We start from the raw sequence: 22456 nt of genomic DNA on the forward strand, positions 1-22456 counted from the left end.
CATTGTAAAATATTATTGAAGTAATTTTGCACTATCAAAAATATAAAAATGTCAATAAACAGTATTTTCCAATTTTTAGTGCCGAAAGACAAGAAATTCTTTCCACTTTTTGAAGAAGCTTCAAGCAATTTAATTGAATTAGCTTCTAACTTACACGAAGCTGTAAACCTTCCATTAAAAGAAAGAGAAGTTCTTTTTCAAAAGATTGACGAATTAGAGCAAAAAGGTGAAGACATTACACGTCAAACCAATTTGGAATTAAGCAGAAATTTTATTACTCCATTTGATAGAGAGGATATTCATACTTTAATTACTTCTATTGATAACGTTGCTGATTACCTTCATGGTGCAGCAAGCCGTATGAGATTATATCAGGTTGATAAGATTACAAAATCTATCAGAAAAATGACTGAAATCAATCTTGAAGCTTGTCAAAACATTGACAGTGCTGTAAAAGAATTGAGAAATTTAAAGAATTTCAAAGTCATCAAAGATGCTTGTGCCAGAATTAATAAACTGGAAAACAAGTCAGATAACGTTTATAATAAAGCAGTTTTTGAAATTTTTGAAAACGAAACAGATGCTAAAAATATCATTAAATATAAAGAGGTATTGTCTGTTTTAGAATCAGCAACAGATAAATGTAAAAGTGTTGCTAATATACTAGAATCTATTTCTGTAAAACATTCTTAATTCAATTTTTCATCCTGAAGTTATAATTTTATGACGCTACTTATATTAATTATAGTATTAGCTTTAATTTTTGATTACATCAATGGTTTTCATGATGCGGCAAATGCTATAGCGACTGTTGTTGCAACAAAGGTTTTGACGCCTTTTCAGGCCGTTCTTTGGGCAGCATTTTTTAATTTTTTAGCTTATTGGGTTTTCGGATTTGGTGTTGCAGATACTGTTGCTAAAACAGCGCACACAATGGAAATTAACCTGGTTGTAATTCTCGCCGGAGTAATTGCTGCAATCTGCTGGAATTTATTGACCTGGTGGTTAGGAATTCCTTCAAGTTCTTCGCATACATTAATTGGAGGTTTTGCAGGAGCGGCCGTTGCGCACGCTATTGCAGTTCATGGTTTTTCCGGATATGTTGGAGAAGACGGTACAACTCATTATTGGTACGAAATTGTAAGCTGGTATAAGGCTGGAAAAGATGGCGGAATGCCGTCTGGGGTTCTTATTATTATTGCGTTTATCGTTTTAGCGCCTTTAATAGGAGCTTTGGCTTCGTATTTAATTTCGATTTGGTTATTAAATGCTTCCCGTAAAAGTATGGGGCCTAAAATATTCACTATAGCTTTAATGATTGCAACAATTTGGTTTGTATATGTTCAGATGGTTTCTTACGAAGAAATTTTAGAGCATGGAAAACCTCGTTTTGATTCTCATTTTTGGAGTGTAATTTTTGATTCGCATAATATTAAATGGTTCTTAGTTGCCTTTATCATTTTAACGGTAAGTACATTTTGTTTGATATTTAGCAGTTTAAATCTTCATCAGGCCGATGCTGCTTTGAAAAAAATGCAATTATTATCTTCTGCGGCTTTTAGTTTAGGTCACGGAGGAAACGATTCTCAAAAAGTAATGGGTATTATTGCTGCAGCTGTGGCAGTATATATCAATACAAACCCTGGAGTTCACATGGATGCCTGGTTGGATGTTGTATTGCCTAATGATGATTTAGGAATAAAAGGAGTAATGCCGGGATGGATTCCGTTAGCGTGTTACTCTGCAATTGCAGCAGGAACCTTGAGTGGTGGATGGAAAATTGTAAAAACAATGGGTTCTAAAATCACAAAGGTAAGTTCGTTTGAAGGGGTTGCTGCTGAAACAGCTGGTGCTTTAACGCTTTATTTTACAGAGCACTTAAAAATTCCGGTAAGTACAACGCACACGATTACAGGATCTATTATTGGTGTTGGATTAACAAAACGTGTATCTGCAGTTCGATGGGGAGTTACAGTAAGTTTAATCTGGGCTTGGGTTTTAACTATTCCAATTTCGGCTATTTTAGCAGGTTTGGTTTACTTTATTCTAAGCGTGTTTATTTAAAAGATTATTTTGAAATGTGAGATGTAAATCATATTTCGCCTAAATATAAAAAGCCGATTTCATCTGAAATCGGCTTTTTTTGTTTTTTAAAAGATCTTTTTCGATATTATAAAATGATATATTTGATGACAATTTAAAAGCCATTTATGACAGATCAAAAAACTTTAAGCCAAATAGAAAGAATAAAAAAGAAACTGATTTTAGCCAAAGAAATTGATAAAGATTTTGAAATATTTGGTGCAGACAGCCACGAATATGTTGTAGGTGAAAAGGTGAAAGATGAAGATATTTTAGAATTTGAAAGCAATTATAATGTTTCTCTTCCGGACTGTTATAAAGCCTTTTTGCTGTATATAGGAAACGGCGGGAAATCTTATCAGAATTCGGCAGCGGGACCTTCATACGGAATATTTCCTCTGGGAGAAAATGTGGATGAATTTGTTTATGCTGACCCGAAAAAATATTTAAAAGAAGACTGTAAGTTATACCCGGAAATGAGCGATGAATTCTGGGCAGATCTGACCAGAGATATTGATGAAAATGAAGATATTTCTAACGAAGATTTTGAAGCTGAATTAGGAAAAATCTATTCAGGGATTCTTCCTATTGGCACCCAAGGCTGTACGTATTACTATGGACTTGTTTTAAACGGTGTGTTTAAAGGCCGAATTGTGAATGTCGATTTAGACCGGGAGAAACCCTTTTTTACCTTTGAATCTAATTTTCTGGATTGGTACGAACGCTGGCTTGACGAAATTACATCTGAAAGCATGACAGCGGAGACAGATTTGTTTCATTATACATTGGGTGGTTCTGTGTCGCATATTTTGAATGTATTTAGTACTTCAAACGACGAGCAAATTAAATTAGAATGCTTAACTGGAATTTTAAAAAAGCAAAATATTGATTCAAAGATATTAGATGTTTTAGAAGAAGAACATAAATCAAAAGGTGAAATCGGGAAAAAGCTGCTTCAGGTGCTTGTGAAATTTGATTACAATCGTGCTCGCCCTTATTTATTTGATTTTGCTAAAGAGGATGTTTTAAGTGTCTTTCAATTTGTGTTTTGGTATGCAAAAGACAGAAGTTCTGACTGGCTTGAATTTATAAAGCAAAATATTGAAAGAATAAATGATGAAAAAACATTTCAATTTTGCACTTATCTGCTGCAAGAAATGAAGCTGGATTATGGAGGTGTTATTGTTCCTTTTTCGTTAAATGAAAACAAGGAAATAAGAAGACAGCTTTATTATTCACTTGGACAATTAGAAAATAAAAGGGATTATCTTGATACTTTTATAATGGGCTTAAAAGACGATTCTAATTGGGTGATTCATTCTGCATTACAGGCTTTGGAAGGGGTAGAAGATGTTAAGCTTCTAAATCATTACAAGAGGATTGCTGAGAGATTTCCAAAAGAACAGGATTATATTTTAACCAATCTGGATCATAGGCTTAAACCATTTGGTTTAACTCATAAAACAATAAAAAAAATCGATATTGATAACTATTAAGATCAGAAATGCAAAGACCGATTTCAATTTGAAATCGGTCTTTTGTATTATCAGAATCTTGTGTTTTTTATTCTTTTTTAAATAAAAATTCCTTTCCGCCTTGTTTTAAAGTCATTTCGTTTTTCTCAGCATTAAATTCTAAAACAATTCCTGCAGCATCAAATTTAAAGATGTTTACAGCGGTTGCTTCTAAAGGAAATGAAGGCTGGCCAGTTGCCTGAGCAATTAAAGTATTGTCTTTGTTAGAGATGTTTATTTTTAGGGGAATTTGTGATGTTCCGTAGTTTCCTGAGTATGAATTCAAAATTTCCGGAGTAACGGCAACAGTACTAAAAACAGGCATTGTAAATGGGTTGTTGAAATAAGAACTTAAAGCGCACAGTAATATATTATTATTGTCGTAGCCCACTCCGTTTGAAGTTAAGGATATAGCTAATTTTTCAGTTGGGAAATAGCCTGCAATAGATCTAAAACCATCAATTCCTCCTGTGTGTCCGTAACTTTTTCTTTCGAAATAAGGAAACTCCAAAATTCCCATTCCAAATTTGTCTTTAATGGTTTTCATTTGGTTTAAATGCTCGATAGAAACTACTTTTCCGGCAAAAAGACTTTCAAAAAAAAGATTTAAATCAACAGGATTAGAAACAACCGCTCCGGCTCCAAGTGGAATTGACATATCGGTTTCGGTTTCTTTTTTCCATTTTCCGTTGTCAAAAGTATAAGAATAACATTCGTTGTTTTCTAAGTTTATTTTTCCTCCCAAATAAGTATTTTTTAATTGTAAAGGCTTGGTGATTTTTTGATTTAAAATTTCGCCAAATGGTTTTTTATAAACATCTTCGAGTATAAAAGATAACAAAACGTAGTTTGAATTGCTGTATTGGCCTTTTGTATTAGGTTCAAAAACAATCTCTCCGGCCGAGATGCGTTCAATCATTTTTGCTTTTGATTGCAATTGAGTGTTCCAGTTTAAATAATCATCTTCGTTTGTAAAGTCGTGTATACCGCTTCTGTGGTTTAATAAATTGCTAATTGTAATTGTTTTAGCGTTTTTTACTGTTGGGAAATATTTGTCAATAGTTTGATTTAAATTGATTTTATTTTCTTCAACAGCTTTGAAGATAAGAGAAGCTGTAAATGTTTTAGAAATAGAGCCAATTCTGTATTTAGTATTGATGCTTGATTTTTTGGAAGTCTCAATATTATCATAACCAATTGATTTGGTATAGATTGTTTTTCCGTTTTCAGAAATGGCAATGCTTCCCATGTACTTGTTGTTTTTTTCTAAAAGAGTAAACAAGCTGTCAAGTCTTTTAGAATTGAATGTCTGCGAGAAAACATTCCCAGTAATAAATACGAATAAGCATACAATGGTAATTTTTTTCATAAATGTGTTTTTTGATTAATTGATTTTTTGAATTTTAGTAATAGGGTTATTAGGAAATAGAATAAAATGATTGATAAGAGCATTATTGGAATAAACCAGTTTCCAAGAACTTCTGTGACCTGATAGCTAAATTGGCTTTCAGGAGAGAGCATTCCGAGAATAAAGGGAGAAAATGAATCTTTTTTTACATAAAGACCAACAAGCGACGGATTGAAGATTTTAGCAAAAATTAGAAAAACAAAACCGAAAAGAAATAGATACAATACAAAGAAAAAGATATAGGAAATACCATTTGTAAAGTTTAGGATTAAGGCTTTGAAAACATGAATTGGATTAAATGTTTGCGTGGCTTGTTCCAGTTTTTTGTCGGCAACAAGAGGTTTTAGTACTTCTTCGGGGGCTCCTAGTTTTTCGGTGATATCCAAAAGAGCATCAATTTCATTTTTCTCTTTATTGTGTTGAACAGCTTCAAAAATATGGCTGTTAAATTCCATATAAATATCTTCCTGGTTGTTTTTTGATAATGATGCCGTGGCTTTTATAATCCGCCTCATATAATCATTATATATTCTCTGCGACGCTTTTTGTTCAAATTTTAATTCTTCTATTCTCATGGCATGATTTTTTTAATTGATTGCTCCAGATTCGTCCAGTAAATGTTCATCTGATTAAGGGTTTCGATTCCGGCCTCAGTCAAAGCATAGTATTTTCTGGGAATGCCGGTTTCTTGTTCTACCCATTTTGAATCAACTAATTCTTCTGTTTTTAACCGATTCATTAAAGGGTAAAGCGTTCCCTCTGCAATTTCTATTTCGGTATGCTTTCTTATTTGTTCTATAAGCTCATAACCATAATACTCCTGATTTTTGAGTACATTCAGGATAATAAAAGTCAGTGTGCCTTTCTTAACCTGCGATTTCCAGTTTGTTACAAATGTTTCGTTCATTGTGCTAATGTATAACAAAATACATAGTATAACAAAGTATATAGCTAAATGTTTTTATTTAAAACAGTTAAATTGCTTGTTTTTAGTTAGTTGTGTTTTTGGGCGGAATTATTTTCTAAGGTTTTTGTGATTGTGCTTGCGCTTGAAATGGGACTGCTTAAGCTGTTTTTTGTCTTCGGAAATTATACTGATCGTTCCATCAACTTCGAGCATCGCAAGTTTTATATCGGTTAAATGTTCTAATCCATGCTCACGAGCTGCTTCTTTTAATTCTTCGTGCGAAATATCTAATTTGCTCAAAGCATTGAAATCTAATATTCCGTTATGAATTAAAACTTCTGGTTTGTCTAGTAATAATTCGTTCAGTCCTTTGTATTTATGAGTCAGTTTTTTGATAATGTAATTGATGATGAATAAAGCCAAAGCAGCTACTAAACCTCCCAAAAGACTTGTATCTGGCCCAACCATAGCATTTTGAACCGAGTTACTAATCAATAAAATTAAGATAATATCGGCTGTATTTAATTGCGAAAGTTCTTTTTTTCCAAAAACCCGTAAAGCAATGGTCATGAAAAAATAAACGGCCAAACTTCTTAAAATAATATCTAGATAAGGAAAAATCATGATTCTTAATTTTTTGAATTTAAAAAAAGCTTTGTCAAAGTTCAAAACTTTGACAAAGCTGCTAAATTATGGATGGCTTATTAAGTTAAAATGAACTTAGCTAAGCTTAAAATTCTTTTCAATTGCTTTGATCATTTCTCCGGCCACATCTTTGTTTGTTGCGCCTTCGATTCCTTCAAGACCTGGAGATGAGTTTACCTCAAGCAATAACGGTCCTTTTGAAGAGCGAATAATATCAACACCGGCCACTTTTAAATCCATTGCTTTTGCGGCCTTAATGGCGATCTTTTTTTCTTCGGCAGTTACTTTTATTACAGATGCTGTTCCCCCAAGGTGGATGTTAGCTCTAAATTCACCTGGCATAGCTTCACGCTGAATAGCCGCCACCACTTTTCCGTCGATTACAAAACAACGAATATCTTTTCCGTTTGCTTCTTTAATAAATTCCTGAACTAAGATGTTGGCATTTAAACTTTTAAAAGCATTGATGACACTTTCTGCGGCTTTTTTGGTTTCGGCCAAAACAACCCCTTTTCCTTGTGTTCCTTCTAATAATTTGACGATTAGGGGTGAACCACCAACCATCTTAATTAAATTGTCTGTATCCAGCGGAGAATTGGCGAAGCCAGTAGTTGGAATATCAATACCGCTGTTTAAAAGTAATTGTAGCGAATACAGTTTATCTCTCGATTGTGTTATCGCTGTAGCCGAATTTAAAACAAAAACCTTTAAAGCTTCAAACTGACGTGTTAAAGCACATCCGTAAAAAGTGATACTAGGTCGTATACGTGGAATAATAGCATCAAACTGATTTAATATTTTACCGCCACGATAATGAATTTCAGGAGTTTTGGCATCCAGTTTCATGTAACATTCTTTGATGTTCAAAAAATGCATTTCATGGCCACGCATTTCGCCGGCTTCCATGATTCTTTTATTGCTGTATAATTCGGGGTTACTGGCTAAAAGGCCGATGCGTAAACCGGAACTTGCTTTTTCTGAGTTTTGGTATAATTCTTTTAAAGCTTCGCTTGTAGGCTGTCCTAATAAATATTTTTCTTCTGGATCGACTAATACACGCCCGCTCATGGCTTCACGGCCTAAAAGCATTCTAAAACCCATCGAGTCACGATTGGTTAAAGTCATTTCGATTGGCCACTTAGCATCGCCAATTTTTAAATTTGTCTGAATAACGTAACGGTGCTCTCTGTAACCGCTCGAACTTTTTACAATTCGTTTGTCAACCAGCGGTGCTTCACAATGAATAATGGTTTTAATGTTATTCTGAATTGGATTAATATCGAATTTCACCCAATTAGCATCATTTTTTATAAAAGGAGCTATGTTGATAGCGTGCATTGCCGAAGTTTTGGCACCAGAATCGACACGAGCCTTGATCGTCGGGATTCCAAGTTCTGGAAATGAGCACCATTCTTCGCTGCCTAAAATGACTTTGTGTTGAAGCATACTTTGTTTTTTTATTATAGAATTTAAATCCAAAAATAGCTATTTGCTTTTACTAAAGGTAGTAAATTATCCAAAAAAAATACCCGTTATGTTATGAAAACGTAACGGGTAGATTATTTTTGTTATAAATTTTAACTAATTTATTGATTTGTCGGCTCTTCGGCTTTGTGAATCTCTACCGAAAGTTCTTGTGAATCTTCTTTTAAATCCATCATGATTTCATCGCCTGAATGTATTTTCGAAGTGATGATTTCTTCTGCTAACAAATCCTCAACATATTTCTGAATTGCTCTTTTCAGCGGTCTTGCTCCAAATTGCTTGTCAAAGCCTTTTTCAGCAATAAATGCTTTTGCTTTGTCTGTTAAGCTTAATTTGTAACCAAGTTCAGCGATACGAGAATACAGTTTTTTCAGTTCGATTTCGATAATTAAATCGATATCAGCTTTTTCTAAACTGTTGAATACGATTACGTCATCAATTCTGTTTAAGAATTCAGGAGCAAAGGTTTTTTTCAATGCATTTTCGATAATGCTTTTTGAGTTTTCATCGGCTTGAGCCACTTTTGCAGCAGTTCCGAATCCAACACCTTGTCCAAAATCTTTTAACTGACGAGCTCCAACGTTAGATGTCATGATAATGATAGTGTTTTTAAAGTCAATTTTACGGCCTAAACTATCAGTTAAATATCCATCATCTAAAACCTGAAGCATCATATTAAACACATCCGGATGCGCTTTTTCGATCTCGTCTAAAAGTACAACGCAGTATGGTTTTCTACGAACTTTTTCAGTTAATTGACCACCTTCTTCGTAACCAACGTATCCCGGAGGTGCTCCAACTAAACGAGAAATAGCAAATTTTTCCATGTATTCGCTCATGTCGATACGAACCAGTGCATCTTCAGAATCGAATAATTCTTTTGCTAAAACTTTTGCTAATTGAGTTTTACCAACTCCAGTCTGACCTAAGAATATAAATGAACCAATTGGTTTATTAGGATCTTTTAGTCCGGCTCTGTTACGTTGAATAGAACGGGCAATTTTAAGAACAGCTTCATTTTGGCCGATTACTTTGTTCTGAATCAATTCAGGTAACTTGGCTAATTTGTTGCTTTCTGTTTGTGCAATTCTGTTCACTGGAATTCCGGTCATCATAGATACAACATCGGCTACATTATCTTCTGTAACTTCAATTCTGTTGTTTTTAGAATCTTCCTCCCATTGTTCCTGTGCGACAGCTAAGTCTTTCTCAATACGTTTTTCATCGTCGCGAAGTTTGGCAGCTTCTTCATATTTTTGTTTTTTAACTACCATGTTTTTCATTTCGCGAACTTCTTCTAACTGACGTTCTAAATCCAAAATTTGTTTCGGAACATCAATGTTAGTGATGTGTACGCGAGATCCTGCTTCGTCCATTGCATCAATAGCTTTGTCTGGTAAGAAACGCTCAGACATATATCTGTTCGTTAATTTAACGCAGGCTTCAATAGCTTCCTGAGTGTAAGTTACGTTGTGGTGATCTTCGTATTTATCTTTTACGTTATTCAAAATAGCGATTGTTTCTTCAACAGAAGTTGGCTCTACAATTACTTTTTGGAAACGTCTTTCAAGCGCTCCGTCTTTTTCAATATACTGTCTGTATTCATCAAGAGTGGTAGCACCAATACATTGAATTTCTCCTCTTGCCAATGCAGGTTTGAACATGTTAGAAGCATCAAGTGAACCTGTTGCTCCGCCTGCACCTACAATAGTATGGATTTCGTCAATAAAAAGAATGATATCGTCGTTTTTCTCCAGCTCGTTCATTACGGCTTTCATTCTTTCTTCAAACTGGCCTCTGTATTTTGTTCCGGCCACTAAGCTGGCTAAATCGAGAGTTACAACACGTTTGTGGAAAAGAATACGAGAAACTTTCTTTTGAATGATACGCAGGGCAAGTCCTTCTGCAATGGCAGATTTACCAACTCCAGGTTCTCCAATAAGAAGCGGGTTGTTCTTTTTTCTTCGGCTTAAAATTTGAGAAACGCGTTCAATTTCTTTTTCGCGTCCTACAACAGGATCTAGTTTTCCTTCTTCTGCCATTTCTGTTAAATCTCTCCCAAAATTATCTAAAACCGGAGTCTTAGATTTTTTGTTTGACTTATTGGCTGGATTATTGAAACTACTTTCCTTTAGACTGTCATCTTGTCCTGAATCGTCATTATACGATTCGTTTCTTGGCAAGTTTTCTAAGAATTCTTCTTCGTTTGGCGTCATGTTTAAATATTGTTCTTTAGCTATGTCATAATCTATTTTTAGTTTATTCAACAGCTTGGTTGTTGGATCGTTTTCGTTTCGTAAGATACATAGAAGCAAATGAGCTGTGCTAATCGATGAGCTTTGAAATACTTTAGCTTCAAGAAAAGTGGTCTTCAGTGCCCTTTCGGCCTGTCGGGTAAGATGAAGGTTTTTCTTTTCGGCATTTACCTCAACGCTCTGGTTGGCTGGACTCAGTATTTCTACCTTCCTGCGTAAATGGTCTAAATCGACTGCTAGGTTATTAAGTATATGAATAGCTTTTCCGTTACCATCTCTTAAAATGCCCAGCATTAGATGCTCAGTACCAATAAAGTCGTGTCCTAAACGAAGGGCTTCTTCCTTACTGTATGTAATAACATCTTTTACTCTTGGTGAAAAATTATCATCCATAATATATAATTGGTATTGTAAATTTAGTGAATTACAGTTTGAAAAACAAAAACCGTACCCATCGAGAACTACTGTCAGCTAATTGACAAAAAAAATAACAATAAAAGCGTTAAAAAACGCTTAATTTATTAACCAAAAGCGAAAATAAAGTTGTTAATAAATCATTTAAATAAGTGTAAGGAAATAGCTGAAAAAATTTTAAAAAAACGTATCTTGGCACGCTTTGAAACTAATATAATTATTTAAACATAACAACTTATGTCTGAAGGAGAAAAGTTAATTCCTATTAACATTGAAGATGAAATGAAATCAGCTTACATCGATTATTCGATGTCAGTAATTGTATCGAGAGCGCTTCCTGATGTTAGAGATGGCTTGAAACCAGTACATCGAAGAGTTCTTTACGGAATGTATGATTTAGGTGTAACTTCAAGATCTGCTCATAAAAAATCTGCAAGAATCGTAGGGGAGGTTTTGGGTAAGTATCACCCGCATGGTGACACCTCTGTTTATGATGCAATGGTTCGTATGGCTCAGGAATGGAGTATGCGTTATTTATTAGTTGACGGTCAGGGTAACTTTGGTTCTGTCGATGGAGACAGCCCGGCAGCAATGCGTTATACTGAGGCCAGAATGCGCAAAATCTCAGAAGATATTATGGCAGATATCGAAAAAGAAACAGTGGATTTCCAGCTGAACTTTGACGATACTTTATATGAACCAAAAGTAATGCCAACAAGAGTTCCTACCTTATTAGTAAACGGAGCTACAGGTATCGCAGTAGGTATGGCGACAAACATGCCACCGCACAATTTAACTGAAGTTATCAATGGTACTCTAGCGTACCTGGATAATAATGATATTGAAGTAGACGAATTAATGACTCATATTAAAGCTCCCGATTTTCCAACCGGTGGTGTAATATATGGTTATGAAGGCGTTCGCGAAGCTTTTAAAACAGGTAGAGGACGTATCGTAATGCGTGCAAAAGTAGGCTTCGAAGAAGTTGACGGAAGAGAATGCATTATTGTTACCGAGATTCCATATCAGGTTAACAAAGCCGAAATGATCAAACGTACGGCTGATTTAGTTAACGAGAAAAAAATCGAAGGTATTGCGAATATTCGTGACGAGTCTGACAGAAACGGTATGCGTATCGTTTATATCCTGAAACGTGATGCTACGCCAAACGTAGTATTAAATACTTTATATAAATTTACATCATTACAATCTTCTTTCAGTGTAAATAACATTGCACTTGTAAAAGGACGTCCTCAAATGCTGAATCTAAAAGATATGATTCACTATTTTATTGAGCACCGTCATGATGTTGTAGTACGCAGAACTCAGTTTGAATTGCGTAAAGCAGAAGAAAGAGCGCATATTTTAGAAGGATTAATAATTGCTTCGGATAATATTGATGAAGTAATTGCAATCATTAGAGGTTCTAAAAACACAGAAGAAGCTCGTGAGAAATTAATTGAAAGATTTAAATTATCAGACATTCAGGCTCGTGCTATTGTTGAGATGCGTTTACGTCAGTTAACAGGACTGGAGCAGGATAAATTAAGAGCTGAGTTCGAAGAATTAATGAAATTAATCGAGCACTTAAAAGCATTATTAGCTGATGTTAATTTAAGAACTAACTTAATTAAGGAAGAACTTGAAGAAATTCGTGATAAGTATGGCGACGAGCGTCGTTCTACTATTGAATATTCTGGTGGTGATGTAAGTATCGAAGATTTAATTGCTGACGAGAATGTAGTTATTACTATTTCTCATGCAGGATACATCAAACGTACTAACCTGACAGAATACAAAACACAAAATAGAGGAGGGGTTGGACAAAAAAGCGCCGGAACAAGAGATCAGGATTTCCTTGAGCACATGTTCGTGGCTACAAACCACCAATATATGATGTTCTTTACGCAAAAAGGAAAATGTTTCTGGATGCGTGTTTACGAAATTCCGGAAGGAAGTAAAACAGCAAAAGGAAGAGCAATCCAAAACTTGGTAAACATTGAAAGCGATGATAAAGTAAAAGCTTTTATTTGTACACAAGATTTAAAAGACAAAGATTACATCAACAGTCATAACCTTGTAATGGTAACTAAACAAGGTCAGGTTAAGAAAACTTCGTTAGAGAAATACTCTAAACCTCGTGCTAATGGAGTTGCTGCTATTACAATTAAGGAAGGTGACGAGTTACTGGAAGCAAAATTAACAGATGGAGAAAGCCAAATTATTCTGGCTGTTAAGTCTGGTAAATTGGTTCGTTTTGAAGAAACAAAAACACGTCCGATGGGAAGAACAGCTTCTGGAGTTCGTGGAATTACTTTAAAAGACGATACTGATGAAGTAATTGGTATGGTTACTGTTGGTAAAAACGATGTTGCCGATTCACAAATTCTTGTTGTAACTGAAAACGGATACGGAAAACGTACCAAATTAGTTGATGACGATGGTGAAGATGTGTACAGAATTACAAACCGTGGAGGTAAAGGGGTTAAAACTCTTAATATCACAGAAAAAACAGGTAAACTTATCTCAATTAATGCCGTAACGGATTCAGATGACTTAATGATTATTAACAAATCTGGATTGACTATTAGAATGGCAATTGAAGATTTACGTGTTATGGGGCGTGCTACTCAGGGTGTTAGATTGATTAACTTAAAAGGAAAAGATTCTATCGCAGCCGTTACAAAAGTAATGAAAGACGATGCTGAAGAAGTTATTGTTGATGAGGACGGAAACGTTGTAGAATCTGTTATCGAAAGAGTTAAGCCTGATTTAGAAGTTCTTGAAGATGACGGTGTTGTAGAAGATGATGAGGATGATGATTCTGAAGAAGAATTGGAAGACGAAGATGATTCTGAAGAAGAAGAATCAGAAGAATAATTAACCACAAAAATTAAATTAAATATACAAATTGAACACTATGAAAAGTAAATATGTAATACTAGCGTCAGCATTACTGATCTCTGTAGCTACGTTTGCTCAAAAAGATCAAATTAAAAGTGCTGAAAAAGCATTAAAAAGCGGTGATGCTCAGGGAGCAATTACAATATTAAAAGATGCCGAAAACATGGTAGCAAATGCTAAAGATGTTGAGCAGGCACAATTTTATTTTGTAAAAGGAAATGCTTACCTGGACCTTGCAAACAAAAAAGTTGAAGAAAGCAAAAACTTATCTGCAGCTGCTGAGAGTTATAAAAAATTAATTGAAGTTGAAAAAACATCTGGAAAACAGAAATATTCAACTCAGGCTGCGGCATCAATTACTGAAATTAAAGGTAAATTGATTAATTCTGCAATTGCAGATACTCAATCTAATAAAAGTATTGAAGGAGCTAAAAAATTATATGATGCTTACTTATTAGATAAAAACGATACAATCAACTTGTACTATGCTGCTTCTACTGCTGTAAATGCACAAGATTTTGATGCTGCTCTTCCTATGTATGAAGAGTTGAAAAAACTAAATTATTCTGGAAAAGGTACTTTGTATACTGCGGTAAATAAAGCAAGCGGAAATGACGATAGTTTTGCTAACGCTAAAGAAAGAGATTTAGCTGTAAAATTAGGAACTCACGAAAAACCTAAAACAGAAGCGATTCCTTCTAAAAGAGGTGAAATTTACAAAAACTTAGCTTTAATCTTAGTTCAAAAAGGACGTACAGAAGATGCGAAAAAAGCCGTTGCTGATGCCAGAAAAACAAATCCGGATGATACATCTCTAATCCTTACAGAGGCTAACTTATACCTTGAGACTAAAGATTTTGAAATGTACAAAAAATTAGTTGGTGAGGCTTTGCAAAAAGAACCAAACAATGCTGATTTAGTTTTCAATTTAGGTGTATTAAGTGCTAATGCAAAAAACAATGCAGATGCTGAGAAATATTATTTAAAAGCAATCGAAATTAATCCAAATTATACGAATGCTTATCTTAACCTTGCTGCTTTAAAATTAGAAGCTGAAAAACCAATCATTGACGAAATGAACAAATTGGGTACTTCTGCTAAAGACATGAAACGTTACGATGTTTTAAAAGCGCAAAGAGAAGGTGTTTTCAAAGGAGTTATTCCTTACCTTAAAAAAGCAAATGAATTAGATCCTAAAAATGATGATGTTGCTAAAACATTATTAGGGGTTTACAAAGCATTAGAAATGACTGCTGAAGCTAAAGCTTTAAAAGCTACAATGAACCAATAAGTTTGTTGAAATAATATAATAAAAAAACCATTCACAGCGGTGAATGGTTTTTTTTATGCTTAATTGATACTTCTAGCTGATTAATGAAGCAGATAAAGTAATAGTTGTATTAAGTAGTTTAGAAATAGGGCAGATCTCTTTAGCTTTTGCCGCTGTTTTTTCAAATTCTTCTGCAGATATTGAAGGCACTTTTCCTTTTAAGTCCAGATGAATTAAAGTGATAGATCCGTCTTCAAAGGTTACTGTCGCTTCTGTGGTTAAATCATCAGCAGTAAAACCACCTTCGTTAAGTAAAAAGCTTAATTGCATCGTAAAACAGCCGGAATGAGCTGCAGCAACCAATTCTTCCGGATTTGTTCCAACTCCGTCAGCAAATCTGGTTTTAAAAGACAATTGTGCGTTATCCAGAGTTGTGCTTTGTGTGCTGATAGTTCCTTTTCCTTCCATGCCTGTTCCTTTCCAGTTGGCGTGTGCTTTTCTTGTAAATTTCATATTCGTTTTTATTTAAAATTAATATTGAATTTAGTTATTCGGTTGATTGTCAATATTATCAAATATAAGAAATATTTTGTAGAATATTTTTATGAAAGTTAATGGTAATGTTAAGATTGAGCGATTAAAGCACAAGCGCGCAAAATTTTTTTACTATACTGGAATTTGTAAAACGCATCCTGAAGCTTCGGGAAGCAAAGTTCTATATTCTTTTAGCTTCGAGCTTTGTGTAAACTTTTGCGTTCTTTGCGGTTAAATGCCAACAGTATAAAAAAAAACTGCAATGAATGTTCACTGCAGTTTTGATATTTAAATTATTCCTGACCTAAATTTCGTAATTGTTTCAACTTGTCTTTCCAAAGTTCAAGGCTTTCTTTATGAACCGCAATATTTTTGCGAACTTCTAAAACAATTGAATTTTCTTTTTTAGCGTTTTTTGTATTCGTAAAAAACTGAATGTTGTTTTCTAGCTGGAAGATTTCATTTTGAACTTCTTCAATTTTACGCATAATGAAAATCTTTTCATTATCTAATTTACGAGTATCGTTACTGTCTGATAAAGAATCGATTCTATTAGAGAAACGCATCATTTCAGATTCTTTTTTGCTTAAGCTTAGTTTTTCAAAAAGAGCATCTAAGATTTTATTGAATTTCCCTTCAATATGACGTCTTGAGAAAGGAACTTTTCCATAACTTTTCCAGATTTCAATGTGCTGTTTTATAGCATCTAAGTCTGTTTTATGATCTCCTGTAAGTTGATAAGCTCTTAAAATATCCAAATAAGCTTTTTTATTGTCAAAAGCAGCAACCTCATCTGCATTTTCTTCTGATTTGTGCTCTTTTAGTTTATCAAAATAATGATTGCAGGCATCTTTAAATTCTTTCCAGATTTTATCAGAGTATTTTTTAGGAACGTGTCCAATTTGTTTCCACTCTTCCTGAATTTGTTTCATAATTGGAGTAGTAGAGCCAAAATCAGTGCTTTCTTGTAATTCTTTTGCTTTTGCAACAAGAGCCATTTTTTTGTTCAAATTGTCGTTTTGATCTTTTTTAATGTCTTTATAGAACGAATTTTTAAAGGCATTAAAATTTCTAACGGCAGATTTAAAAGAAGCCCAGGTTTCTTCATTTACTTCAGAAGGCACTTTTCCGGCTGCGAAAAACTCATTTCTAAGTTCTTCTACTTTCTGAATCTGAACAAGCCATTGAGAGTGTGAGTTAACTTTTTCAGTTCCTAATACCTCAATTTTGGAAATAATATCTTTTTTTACTTCAAGATTTTGCTGCTCGTTTGCTCTTTGGCTTTCGAATAAAACTTCTCTCTTGTCGTGTATTTTTTTAGTCAGTTCGCTAAATTTATTCCAGATCGAATCACGGTGTTCTTTCGAAACCGGACCAATATCTTCTTTCCAGATTCTATGTAAATCCTGTAATTCGCGGAATGCTTTGCTTACGTCAGTTTCGTTTACAAGTTCTTCAACTCTCGCAATAATTTTTTGCTTTTGCTCCAGATTGTGTTTAAAATCTAAATCTCTGGCTTCACGGTCTAAATGCAGGTAATCGTAGAAATTTTCTACATGAAAATGATAATTGTTCCAAACATGATTGTATTTATCTTTTGGAATTGCTCCCGCATTTTTCCATCTTTCTCTTAAATCATTAAAATGTTTAAGGGTATCTTTTATGTTTTCCTGAGGATTAATAAGCTCTTTCAATTCCTCAACAATAGCCAGTCTGTTTTCTAAGTTTGATTTTAGATTGGTTTGCAAATGTTTAAAATGAGCATTTCTTTTCTCTCTAAAAACATTATAATATTCGTCAAATTTAGATTTTAAAGGAGAGTGATATTCGAATTCTTCATTTGGATCTTCTTTTGAAGCATTAAATTCTTCTCTTTTTTCCTCTAAGAGATGGTTGTATTGTAGTAAAAATGATTTTTTAATTTCTTCGATATGGTCTTTTACAGACATTACTTTGTCTATATTAACCAGTTTTTTTAGTTCGTCAACAAGTGCATCCAAAGAAAAAGTGTCATAATCTTTCATTGGAATATCATGGCGCTCTTTTAGTGTCTCATCTTCACTTTCTTCAGCATTAGAATTTGTTATAGCATCTAACGCATCTTGATGATCTGTTTCTTCAGCTTCATTTGTTGTCTCAACTTCGTTTTTAGTTTCAACTTCATTTGTTGCAGCAGCTTCTTTTTCAGTTTCTGAAACAGGACTTTCTGCCACAATTTCTGAATCTGTTGTTTGAACAGCATCATTTTGTGCAGCATCACTAATCTCGATTTCTAATTTTCCGTCTGCTTCTTGCAGGTTATCATTCTTTTCTTCTAACATTTTTAAATGTATAAGGTTTTTACTTTAAACAGTGCGAAAGATAGTAAAGGTGTTTCTAACTACAAAATAAATCGTTTGTTTATGCAGTATTTTACGATGAAATTCTTATTCTTTACGTCTCTTTACTTATCTGATATCTTAATTTTTATAGATTACTTGAAAGATATAAAAATTTTGATTTCATAATTATTTTAGAAAAATAAAATTAAATCAGGAAAGAATGAAGTTATTTTTAAATTAAAATAAAATCAGCATTCCTGCCTCAATACCAAAATTATACGTCTTATGTCCCCCAAAAGCTACACTGGGATGAATATACGCCATATCATTTTTGGTTATTTTACGTCCAAATTCTATGAAAGCATTATTAGGATATCCTTTATTTGTGGCATTATATCTAAAAGCGGCATCAGCGGCAATCCAGTTTTTTCCCAGAATAAACATAAAATAATTTTCAAATGCCGTGGTATTAATATCACTTCGATTGTCAGATCCGGCAAAAGTCAATTGATTTTCTAGAGAAGCTATCCAAAGCACTTTTCTTTTATTAAAATAAGCACCATAGAATATGGCAGGAGCGAAAACCCATTTTCCTGTACCTAAAGCTGGATCTGCAGCTGAGTTTGAGATCACCCTTGCTCGAAAAGCAATTCCCCTGCTATGATTTAAATAAGGTATATAGCTTATACCGGCACTAATATCTCCAATTCCGGTTTTATTGAGTGAGTTGGTATTTGTTGATATTAAAGGAAGATCAACCCGTAAATTCCATGCCTTGTTGGCAATGGGATGCAGAAAACGAAGCTCGGTGGTATTATAAGATCCTGTATCTGTATCTAAATATTCATTAAAAAGAAGGATCGTTTTTAGATAATAATGATAACGGGCTTCTGTATAAGGATTTTTTGCCTGTTTTATAGTGTCTTGTGCGTTTACGAAAAACGCACACAGACAGCTTAAGCAGTAAAACAGGAAATGTTTATTCATAACTATCTACAAATGAGTAGACTAATTTACGAAAATTACATTTTTGATTGATTAAAATTCACCTGTTTTTTATTTGTTCCAGATTTTCCATGCTTTTTCTGCCTGAAAAATCAGCATATCATATCCGTTTTTAATTACAGCGCCTCTCTCTTTTGCATTTTTAAGGAATTGCGTTTCTGCGGGATTGTAAATCAAATCGTAAGCGATATGTTTTTCTGTAAAAAACTCGTACGGAAGATCCGGGCATGCCTCAATATTAGGACTTGTTCCTACTGGCGTGCAGTTTATTATAATTTGAAAATTATCAAAAGTTGTAGCGTTGATTAAGTTGTAATCAATGATATTTTCTTTTGCTTCACGAGAAACAAAAGTATAAGGAATATCAAGCTCATCAAGTGCAAAAGCTACACCTTTTGAAGCACCGCCTGTTCCAAGAATCAGCGCCTTTTTATGATGTGGTTCTAATAATGGTTTTAGCGATTTTTTAAAGCCGTAATAATCGGTGTTGTAACCTTTTAATTTTCCGTTTTTAGTAAATTTAATAGTGTTTACAGCACCAATTAAAGCTGCTTTTCTTGAAAGTTTGTCTAAAAAAGGAATTACTTGTTCTTTGTACGGAATCGTAACATTTAAACCTTTCAAATCCGGATTGTTTTTTAATAATCCGGTAAGGTGGTCAATTTCGGCAATATCAAAATTTTCGTAGCTGTTGCCGGCAAAAATTTCATTATTGAATTTTTCTGTAAAATAACCTTTTGAAAATGATTAACTAATATTACGGCCCAACAAGCCAAATCGCCTTTTTAAAATTCCAATCATTATTATTTTCTATGTTTTTCGATATAATTTCTAACTGTTTTTTTGGTCCACACAACAGGGAATAAATCTTCGATTAAAATATAATTATCAAAGTTTAAACGCAAACCATTGCTTAAGTGGAATTTTGCCTTAGTATTGTCCTGAATCATAAAATACAAACCAGCCAAACGATATTCGATTTCGTTTTCTTCCGGGAAATATTCGGTTGCCTGTAATAAGGTTTGAATTGCGCTGTCAAATTCTCCAAGAAATTGAAGAATATCAACCCAAAACAACCAGGTGTCTAAAGCATAATCTCCAAATTCAACCGCTTTTCTGTACCCAAATTCAGCTTCTTCAAAAAAGTTCATTTGCTTGTTAATCGTCGCATAACGTTTCCAATACATACGATTTTGATTGTCGATAGCTAATGCTTTGTTGACAAAAAATAAGGCTTTTTGAAAGTTTTTCTGGCGAACATGAAAATCTGTAATCGCAATCCATCCTTTATCTAAAAGTGGATCCTCGTGAACAGTCTGGTTATAATATTGAAGTGCTTTTACGGCATTTCCTAATTTTTCATAACATTTACCTATTCGCAGTAATGCATACGAAGTTGCGTCGTCAAGCTCAATCGTACGATTATAGCTTTCAATTGCTTCATGATATTTTTTCAGACGCTCGTAAGCTTTTGCTTTTTCCATAAAAGCGCCTAAAAACTCATCATCGATTAAAGTTGCGTAATCAAATGCACGAATTGCATTTTCATATTCTTTTACACCATAATGCAAACGTCCCAGCTGATGCCAGGCTATTTCACTGTAAGGGTTTTTGTTGATATAATCGTTAAGATAAACGATAGCTTCCTGATTTTGATCTAAAAATTCAAAACAGTACACTACGTTATACAAGGCAGATTGGTCTTCTAAATCTTCTTCAAGACATTTAATGAAGCTTTCTTTTGCCAGCTCGAGATTATCCATAAAGAGATATTCCATCCCAATTAAGTTATACACGTCGGCGTAGTCATCAGTATATTGCAGGGCAATTTTAAGCAATTCTACTGCTTTTTCGTGTTGATCTCTTTTAGAACAGATATTGGCTTTCTGGATGTAAATTTCCTCGTTGTTTGGTTCAATTGCATACAACTCATTTAAAAGCTTCTCAGCGATCTCAAGTTTGTCTTCGTAAACCAGCATTTCTACTTGTACTAATTTTAAGCCTGTAGATTTTGGATGTTGGTCTAATGCAAGTTTTAAGGCCTTTTTTGCTAAATTAGCCTTACCTATATCTAAATAATGAAGAATGATTTCTTCGAATTCTTCAGAATCAAAAAAGAGTACTTTGTTAGTTTTTAACATCGACTCAAATTTTGATAAGGATAGGTTATAATCTTCTTCTTCGTTGCTTAATTGCATACTTTGTTTTATTTGAAATTAGCCTGTTATAAATTTAGGCAACCATATAATTGATGTGGGGAGGGAAAATTAATTGTTTTGAACAATTTAATTAACAATATGGCTAGAATTTATATTCTAATTTTAATTCTAATCTTTTGAAATTTAAAAGATTAATTTGATTCTTATTAAGCTTGTTCTTTTTTCAGTATTTCGTCCATAACATTTAAAATTATGGCACAGCCTTCTTTTATTTCTTCTTCAGAAATGGTTAACGGCGGTGTTATTCTTATCGCGCATCCTTCAAACAGCAGCCAGAACAATATTAATCCTTTATCCTGACAATTTAAAATAACCTGATTGGTTATATCTGCCGTTTCGGTCATAGCAGCGAGCATTAATCCCTTTCCTCTAACTTCTTTTATCAAAGGATGTACCAAAAGCGATCTGAACAGTTTTTCCTTCTCTAATGCTTCCTGCATTAAATTTGTTTCAGTTAATTCCTGCAAAGTAGCTAAACAGGCTGACGCAATGACAGGGTGCCCTCCAAAAGTGGTTATATGTCCTAATTTTGGATTTTCGGTTAAAAGATCCATTTTTTCGGCCGAAGCTGTAAAAGCTCCAACCGGCATGCCGCCTCCCATACCTTTTCCCATAACCACAATATCAGGAACAACGTCGTAGTTTTGAAAACCAAAAAGCTTTCCGGTTCTTCCAAATCCAGGCTGTATTTCATCTACAATCATCATGGCGCCAACTTCGTCACAACGCTTGCGTACTTTTTGCAGAAAATTATTTTCAGGCTGAATAAATCCTGCACCACCCTGAATGGTCTCAAGAAGTATTGCTGCTGTTCTGGTCGTTATTTTTTCCAGATCGGCTACGTTGTTAAACGTGATAAAATCAACATCCGGAAGAAGGGGTCTAAAAGCCTGCTTTCTTTCTTCAAATCCCATAACGCTCATTGAGCCCATTGTGTTTCCGTGATATGCGTTATGGCATGATATAAGCTGGCTGCGACCTGTAACTCTTTTAGCCAGTTTTAAGGCGCCTTCGATAGCTTCTGTACCCGAATTTACTAAATAGGTTTTATTTAGCGATTCCGGCAGGAGTGAAGCCATTAATTTGCAATATTGCACGGCCGGACTCTGCGAATATTCACCGTAAACCATTACGTGAGAATATTTGTCCAACTGATCTTTGATTGCCTGGTTTACTCTCGGATGCTGATGTCCAAGTGTACAAGCCGAAACTCCGGCAACAAAATCTAAATATTTTTTATCGTTTGTATCGTAAATATAAGAGCCAAAGGCATGTGAAACCTCCATTCCCAGAGGATATGGAGACGTTTGTGCCTGGTATTTTATAAAATCTGGATTCATTTCTTTAAGGTTCAAAGTGGCAAAGGTACTACGTTCTTTTTTTAAAGGTTCAAAGTAGCAAAGGTACTAAGGTGCTGAAGTTTTTTTGTTTCAGGTTCTGTAAATTGCGACTGAACACTGCGACTGAATATTTAAAAATGCGACTGAATACTA

Annotated in this window: 16 protein-coding genes and 1 pseudogene; 5 read left to right on the forward strand and 12 right to left on the reverse strand. The window is 34.2% G+C overall.

Annotation, left to right across the window (positions count from 1 at the left end; translation table 11 throughout):
• Positions 1 to 48: 48 nt before the first annotated feature.
• The 3 genes from BKM63_RS13870 to BKM63_RS13880 all read left to right on the forward strand — a co-directional run bounded on the left by BKM63_RS13870 (position 49) and on the right by BKM63_RS13880 (position 3578).
• Positions 49 to 693, forward strand: a complete 645-nt coding sequence (locus tag BKM63_RS13870; protein ID WP_007810732.1) for a DUF47 domain-containing protein — start codon at positions 49 to 51, stop codon at positions 691 to 693.
• Between the two features lie 30 nt (positions 694 to 723).
• Entirely contained in the window at positions 724 to 2064 is a 1341-nt protein-coding gene (locus BKM63_RS13875; RefSeq protein ID WP_071637160.1) for an inorganic phosphate transporter, read from the forward strand.
• Positions 2065 to 2210: 146 nt separating this feature from the next.
• Positions 2211 to 3578, forward strand: coding sequence for an SMI1/KNR4 family protein (locus BKM63_RS13880; protein WP_071637161.1), 1368 nt, complete (start codon positions 2211 to 2213; stop codon positions 3576 to 3578).
• Between the two features lie 67 nt (positions 3579 to 3645).
• On the opposite strand, the gene BKM63_RS13885 is transcribed toward BKM63_RS13880, so the two are convergent.
• The 6 genes from BKM63_RS13885 to BKM63_RS13910 all read right to left on the reverse strand — a co-directional run bounded on the left by BKM63_RS13885 (position 3646) and on the right by BKM63_RS13910 (position 10689).
• Positions 3646 to 4965 carry a serine hydrolase domain-containing protein gene (locus tag BKM63_RS13885; protein ID WP_071637162.1) on the reverse strand — a complete coding sequence of 440 codons (1320 nt, stop codon included), beginning with the start codon at positions 4963 to 4965 and terminating at the stop codon, positions 3646 to 3648.
• Positions 4962 to 5579, reverse strand: coding sequence for an HAAS domain-containing protein (locus BKM63_RS13890; RefSeq protein ID WP_071637163.1), 618 nt, complete (start codon positions 5577 to 5579; stop codon positions 4962 to 4964). The genes BKM63_RS13885 and BKM63_RS13890 overlap by 4 nt, the downstream gene beginning before the upstream one ends.
• The gene (locus BKM63_RS13895; protein ID WP_071637164.1) at positions 5576 to 5911 is read right to left on the reverse strand and encodes a PadR family transcriptional regulator; all 336 of its coding nucleotides are present in this window, start codon (positions 5909 to 5911) and stop codon (positions 5576 to 5578) included. Before BKM63_RS13895 ends, BKM63_RS13890 begins: the two co-directional genes overlap by 4 nt.
• A 108-nt stretch (positions 5912 to 6019) precedes the next feature.
• Complete coding sequence (locus BKM63_RS13900; protein ID WP_071637165.1) at positions 6020 to 6535, reverse strand: DUF421 domain-containing protein; 516 nt, start codon at positions 6533 to 6535, stop codon at positions 6020 to 6022.
• Positions 6536 to 6631: 96 nt separating this feature from the next.
• On the reverse strand, positions 6632 to 8002 hold the full coding sequence (gene rimK / locus BKM63_RS13905) for a 30S ribosomal protein S6--L-glutamate ligase (RefSeq protein ID WP_071637166.1): 1371 nt from the start codon (positions 8000 to 8002) through the stop codon (positions 6632 to 6634).
• Positions 8003 to 8142: 140 nt separating this feature from the next.
• A complete protein-coding gene (locus tag BKM63_RS13910; RefSeq protein ID WP_071637167.1) occupies positions 8143 to 10689 on the reverse strand; it encodes an ATP-dependent Clp protease ATP-binding subunit in 2547 nt (848 codons plus the stop codon).
• A 258-nt stretch (positions 10690 to 10947) separates the two neighbouring features.
• On the opposite strand from BKM63_RS13910, the gene gyrA reads away from it, so the two are divergent.
• Complete coding sequence (gene gyrA / locus BKM63_RS13915) at positions 10948 to 13590, forward strand: DNA gyrase subunit A (protein ID WP_071637168.1); 2643 nt, start codon at positions 10948 to 10950, stop codon at positions 13588 to 13590.
• Positions 13591 to 13630: 40 nt separating this feature from the next.
• The gene (locus tag BKM63_RS13920) at positions 13631 to 14905 is read left to right on the forward strand and encodes a tetratricopeptide repeat protein (RefSeq protein ID WP_071637169.1); all 1275 of its coding nucleotides are present in this window, start codon (positions 13631 to 13633) and stop codon (positions 14903 to 14905) included.
• A 72-nt stretch (positions 14906 to 14977) separates the two neighbouring features.
• On the opposite strand, the gene BKM63_RS13925 is transcribed toward BKM63_RS13920, so the two are convergent.
• The 6 genes and pseudogenes from BKM63_RS13925 to BKM63_RS13950 all read right to left on the reverse strand — a co-directional run bounded on the left by BKM63_RS13925 (position 14978) and on the right by BKM63_RS13950 (position 22303).
• Positions 14978 to 15397, reverse strand: coding sequence for an OsmC family protein (locus BKM63_RS13925; RefSeq protein WP_071637170.1), 420 nt, complete (start codon positions 15395 to 15397; stop codon positions 14978 to 14980).
• Positions 15398 to 15711: 314 nt separating this feature from the next.
• Complete coding sequence (locus BKM63_RS13930; RefSeq protein WP_071637171.1) at positions 15712 to 17739, reverse strand: DUF349 domain-containing protein; 2028 nt, start codon at positions 17737 to 17739, stop codon at positions 15712 to 15714.
• A 237-nt stretch (positions 17740 to 17976) separates the two neighbouring features.
• Positions 17977 to 18726 (reverse strand): lipid A phosphoethanolamine transferase, encoded by a 750-nt coding sequence (locus BKM63_RS13935; protein WP_071637172.1) that lies wholly within the window; start codon positions 18724 to 18726, stop codon positions 17977 to 17979.
• 69 nt (positions 18727 to 18795) lie between these two features.
• A pseudogene (locus tag BKM63_RS13940) lies at positions 18796 to 19545 on the reverse strand (shikimate dehydrogenase family protein).
• A 2-nt stretch (positions 19546 to 19547) separates the two neighbouring features.
• Positions 19548 to 20942: a tetratricopeptide repeat protein gene (locus tag BKM63_RS13945; protein WP_071637173.1), complete on the reverse strand. Its 1395-nt coding sequence runs from the start codon at positions 20940 to 20942 to the stop codon at positions 19548 to 19550.
• Positions 20943 to 21109: 167 nt separating this feature from the next.
• A complete protein-coding gene (locus BKM63_RS13950; protein WP_071637174.1) occupies positions 21110 to 22303 on the reverse strand; it encodes an aspartate aminotransferase family protein in 1194 nt (397 codons plus the stop codon).
• Between the last annotated feature and the right edge of the window lie 153 nt (positions 22304 to 22456).

This window comes from Flavobacterium johnsoniae (assembly GCF_001879205.1).
Taxonomy (GTDB): domain Bacteria; phylum Bacteroidota; class Bacteroidia; order Flavobacteriales; family Flavobacteriaceae; genus Flavobacterium; species Flavobacterium johnsoniae_A.

Excerpts from the sequence above, each read along its gene's own strand:
- gyrA (WP_071637168.1), top strand. The coding sequence starts at position 10,948 with ATGTCTGAAGGAGAAAAGTTAATTCCTATTAACATTGAAGATGAAATG.
- BKM63_RS13875 (WP_071637160.1), top strand. The coding sequence starts at position 724 with ATGACGCTACTTATATTAATTATAGTATTAGCTTTAATTTTTGATTAC.
- BKM63_RS13950 (WP_071637174.1), bottom strand. The coding sequence starts at position 22,303 with ATGAATCCAGATTTTATAAAATACCAGGCACAAACGTCTCCATATCCT.
- BKM63_RS13945 (WP_071637173.1), bottom strand. The coding sequence starts at position 20,942 with ATGCAATTAAGCAACGAAGAAGAAGATTATAACCTATCCTTATCAAAA.
- BKM63_RS13920 (WP_071637169.1), top strand. The coding sequence starts at position 13,631 with ATGAAAAGTAAATATGTAATACTAGCGTCAGCATTACTGATCTCTGTA.
- rimK (WP_071637166.1), bottom strand. The coding sequence starts at position 8,002 with ATGCTTCAACACAAAGTCATTTTAGGCAGCGAAGAATGGTGCTCATTT.
- BKM63_RS13935 (WP_071637172.1), bottom strand. The coding sequence starts at position 18,726 with ATGAATAAACATTTCCTGTTTTACTGCTTAAGCTGTCTGTGTGCGTTT.
- BKM63_RS13925 (WP_071637170.1), bottom strand. The coding sequence starts at position 15,397 with ATGAAATTTACAAGAAAAGCACACGCCAACTGGAAAGGAACAGGCATG.
- BKM63_RS13870 (WP_007810732.1), top strand. The coding sequence starts at position 49 with ATGTCAATAAACAGTATTTTCCAATTTTTAGTGCCGAAAGACAAGAAA.
- BKM63_RS13885 (WP_071637162.1), bottom strand. The coding sequence starts at position 4,965 with ATGAAAAAAATTACCATTGTATGCTTATTCGTATTTATTACTGGGAAT.
- BKM63_RS13910 (WP_071637167.1), bottom strand. The coding sequence starts at position 10,689 with ATGGATGATAATTTTTCACCAAGAGTAAAAGATGTTATTACATACAGT.
- BKM63_RS13895 (WP_071637164.1), bottom strand. The coding sequence starts at position 5,911 with ATGAACGAAACATTTGTAACAAACTGGAAATCGCAGGTTAAGAAAGGC.
- BKM63_RS13930 (WP_071637171.1), bottom strand. The coding sequence starts at position 17,739 with ATGTTAGAAGAAAAGAATGATAACCTGCAAGAAGCAGACGGAAAATTA.
- BKM63_RS13900 (WP_071637165.1), bottom strand. The coding sequence starts at position 6,535 with ATGATTTTTCCTTATCTAGATATTATTTTAAGAAGTTTGGCCGTTTAT.
- BKM63_RS13890 (WP_071637163.1), bottom strand. The coding sequence starts at position 5,579 with ATGAGAATAGAAGAATTAAAATTTGAACAAAAAGCGTCGCAGAGAATA.
- BKM63_RS13880 (WP_071637161.1), top strand. The coding sequence starts at position 2,211 with ATGACAGATCAAAAAACTTTAAGCCAAATAGAAAGAATAAAAAAGAAA.